Genomic DNA, 2928 nt, shown 5'->3' on the forward strand with positions numbered 1-2928 from the left:
GATGGGGACCGTCCCCCGTTCCGTCGTGATGACCGTCGCGACGACCGGCCGCGTCGCGATGGCGACCGTCCCGCGTTCCGGCGTGATGACCGCCGCGATGACCGTCCGCGCCGTGACGGGGACCGTCCCGCCTACCGGCGTGATGACCGCCGTGACGACCGGCGCGGTGGCGGTGGCGGCGGGTTCCGGCGTGATGACCGTCGTGATGACCGGGGCGGTTACCGGGGCCGGGACGACCGGCGTGGTGGCGGCGGTGGATTCCGGCGCGACGACCGGGGGCAGCGGGGACCCGCGCCGCGGAAGCTGCCGATTCCCGATGACGTCACCGGGGCCGAGATCGACCCGTCGGTGCGGCAGGAGCTGATGAGCCTGCCGAAGACGCTCGCCACCGATGTCGCGCGGAACCTGGTCATGTGCGCCCAGCTGCTGGACGAGGACCCCGAGCGCGCGTACGCGTACTCGCGGGTGGCGCTGCGGCTGGCCTCGCGGGTGGCCGCGGTGCGGGAGGCGGCGGGGTTCGCCTCGTACGCCGTCGAGAAGTACGCCGAGGCGCTGGCCGAGTTCCGGGCGGCGCGGCGGATGTCCGGTGCCGACCATCTGTGGCCGGTGATGGCCGACTGCGAGCGTGGCCTCGGGCGTCCCGAGCGGGCGCTGGCGATGGCCGGCGAGCCGGAGGTGCGGCGGCTGGACAAGGCCGGCCAGGTCGAGATGCGGCTGGTCGCGGCCGGGGCCCGGCGTGACATGGGTGAGGCCGAGGCCGCCGTCGTCACGTTGCAGAGCCCCGAGCTGAACTCCAGCTCCACCCAGCCGTGGGTGGCCAGGCTGCGCTACGCCTACGCCGACGCGCTGCTGGCGGTCGGGCGTGAGGCGGAGGCCAGGGACTGGTTCGCGAAGACGCTGGACGCGGATTCCGGTGGCGTGACCAACGCCTCGGACCGGCTGGCCGAGCTGGACGGGGTGGAGTTCGTCGACGCGCTCGACCCCGAGCTGGACGAAGAGGACTGAGCGCCGCCGCGTACCGCGGCGGACCGCTGACAGCGGCAGGCGGCGTAAGGGATGTGTTCCCTTCCGCCGCCTGTCCGCGTTTCCGGAGTGTTCTCAAGTGCCTCAGGTGTCTCAGGTGCCTCGGACGGTCTTGGCCGGTCTCAGGCGAACTTCGCGATCGGGTTGTCCAGGGTGCCGATGAACTGGAGGGCTCCCGAGGGGTCCGCCAGGTCGACCATCTGCTGGTTGTTGCGCAACTGGAGGCGGTTCAGGCAGGACAGCGCGAAGGTCTCGGTGAACAGGTCGTACCGCTTGAAGGCGTCGGCCAGTTCGGGGTGCTGGTCCTGGTAGTCGCTGACGCAGCGGGCGACCGTTCCCCAGAAGGCGTCCTCGGTGAGCACGCCGGCCTCGGCCAGGATGGCGTTGAGGAACCGGAGGAAGCAGTCGAAGACGTCCGTGAAGAGGGAGAGCACGCGCTCCTCCTCCGGGATGTCGAGCTGGATGCGGGAGATGGCGGCGGGCACCGGGGTCGCCGGGTCGAAGACCGCGATCTCCTCGGCGATGTCCTTCATGATGGCGCGCTCGGGCACACCGTCGCGCAGTACGAGGATGACGTTCTCGCCGTGCGGCATGTAGACGAGGCCGTACCGGTAGAAGCAGTGCAGCAGCGGCGTGAGGTAGGCGGTCAGATAGCGGCGCAGCCATTCCTCGGGGGCGAGTCCGGAGTCCTCGATGAGGGTGGCGGCGAGGGAGTCGCCCCGGGCGTCCACGTGCAGCAGGGAGGCCATGGTGGCCAGCCGCCGGCCGGGTTCGAGGGAGGGCACGGGGCTCTCCCGCCAGAGGGCGGCCAGCATTTTCAGGTAGGGGGAGCCCTTGCCGGCCGCGGCCTCGTACTGCGGGTGGTGGTAGCCGATGGCGGCGCGCTCGCGCAGGATGGTGAAGCCCAGGGCGCGCAGCTGCTCGTCGCCGGTGACGAGGTCGTGCAGCCAGTCGTTGATGGCGGGGGTGACGGCCATGTAGGGGGTGGAGAGGCCGCGCAGGAAGCCCATGTTGAGGACGGACAGCGCGGTTTTCACGTAGTGCTTGCCGGGTGCGCTGGTGTTGAAGAAGGTGCGGATGGACTGCTGGGCGCGGTAGGTGTCCTCGCCGGGGCCGAGGCAGACGAGGTGGCGCTGGGCGACTTCGGCGGCGAAGGTGACGGAGATGCGGTTCCACCACTGCCAGGGGTGGACGGGCAGCAGCCGGTAGTCGTCCGGGTCGAGGCCGAGGGCGGTGAGCCGGGCGGCGAAGGCGTCCAGGGTGGCGGGGGCGAGTTCGCCGGTGATGAGCCGGTCGTAGTCGAGTCCGGCGGAGGCGGCGAAGGTGGTGCGGTCGCGGCGGGCGGCCAGCCACATGAGCTGGACGGGGCTGCCGGTCTCGGGGGCGTAGGCGTGGTATTCGGCGGTGTCGAGGCCGAGGCGGCCGTTGTTGGCGACGAAGCAGGGGTGGCCCTCGGTCATGCCGGCTTCGACGGTCTGGAAGTCGGCGCGGGCCAGTTCGGCCGCGGTGGGGCGGCGGGTGGCCGGGTCGGTGCTGAGCTCTCCGGCGAGTTTGTAGGCGCTGCCGGCCAGGGTGGAGCTGATCTCCTCCAGGTAGAGGGGGAGGACGGTGTCGCCGAGGCCGAGGGTGGTGCGCAGTTCGACGAAGAAGTCGAGGGCGGACAGCGGCAGCCGGGCGCCGTCCCGGTGGTGGCGGGTGATGCTGTCGGCGTCGATGTGCCAGTGGTCCAGGGCGTGCCGGCGGGCGGCGAAGCGGTAGGTGAGGGTGCCGTCGTCGGTGGGGACGGTGTAGTGGCCCGGCTGTGCGGGGTCTTCGGCGGGGGTGAGCAGGCGTTCGTGGGAGAACTCGGCGAGGGCCTTGCGTATGAGGCGGCGGTCGGCGCGGGCCCACAGCTCGGGGGTGAGG

General features: G+C 71.8%; 2 protein-coding genes and 1 pseudogene. 2 read left to right on the top strand and 1 reads right to left on the bottom strand.

Going from position 1 to position 2928, the window contains the following annotated elements; genetic code table 11:
* Positions 1 to 364 (top strand): annotated as a pseudogene (locus ACFV5N_RS23660) (hypothetical protein); the annotation flags it as partial.
* The gene (locus tag ACFV5N_RS23665; RefSeq protein ID WP_019434650.1) at positions 364 to 1005 is read left to right on the top strand and encodes a hypothetical protein; all 642 of its coding nucleotides are present in this window, start codon (positions 364 to 366) and stop codon (positions 1003 to 1005) included. The pseudogene ACFV5N_RS23660 and the gene ACFV5N_RS23665, both read left to right, overlap by 1 nt.
* A 140-nt stretch (positions 1006 to 1145) precedes the next feature.
* On the opposite strand, the gene ACFV5N_RS23670 is transcribed toward ACFV5N_RS23665, so the two are convergent.
* On the bottom strand, positions 1146 to 2928 hold a 1783-nt coding region (locus ACFV5N_RS23670), incomplete at its 5' end, for an IucA/IucC family protein (RefSeq protein ID WP_385603330.1).

Origin of the sequence: Streptomyces sp. NPDC059853, assembly GCF_042731495.1 — a bacterium.
In the GTDB taxonomy this organism is placed as follows: Bacteria; Actinomycetota; Actinomycetes; order Streptomycetales; family Streptomycetaceae; genus Streptomyces.

Bases quoted from the DNA above. Each gene is read 5' to 3' on its own strand.
- ACFV5N_RS23665 (WP_019434650.1), top strand. From the start codon at position 364: ATGAGCCTGCCGAAGACGCTCGCCACCGATGTCGCGCGGAACCTGGTC.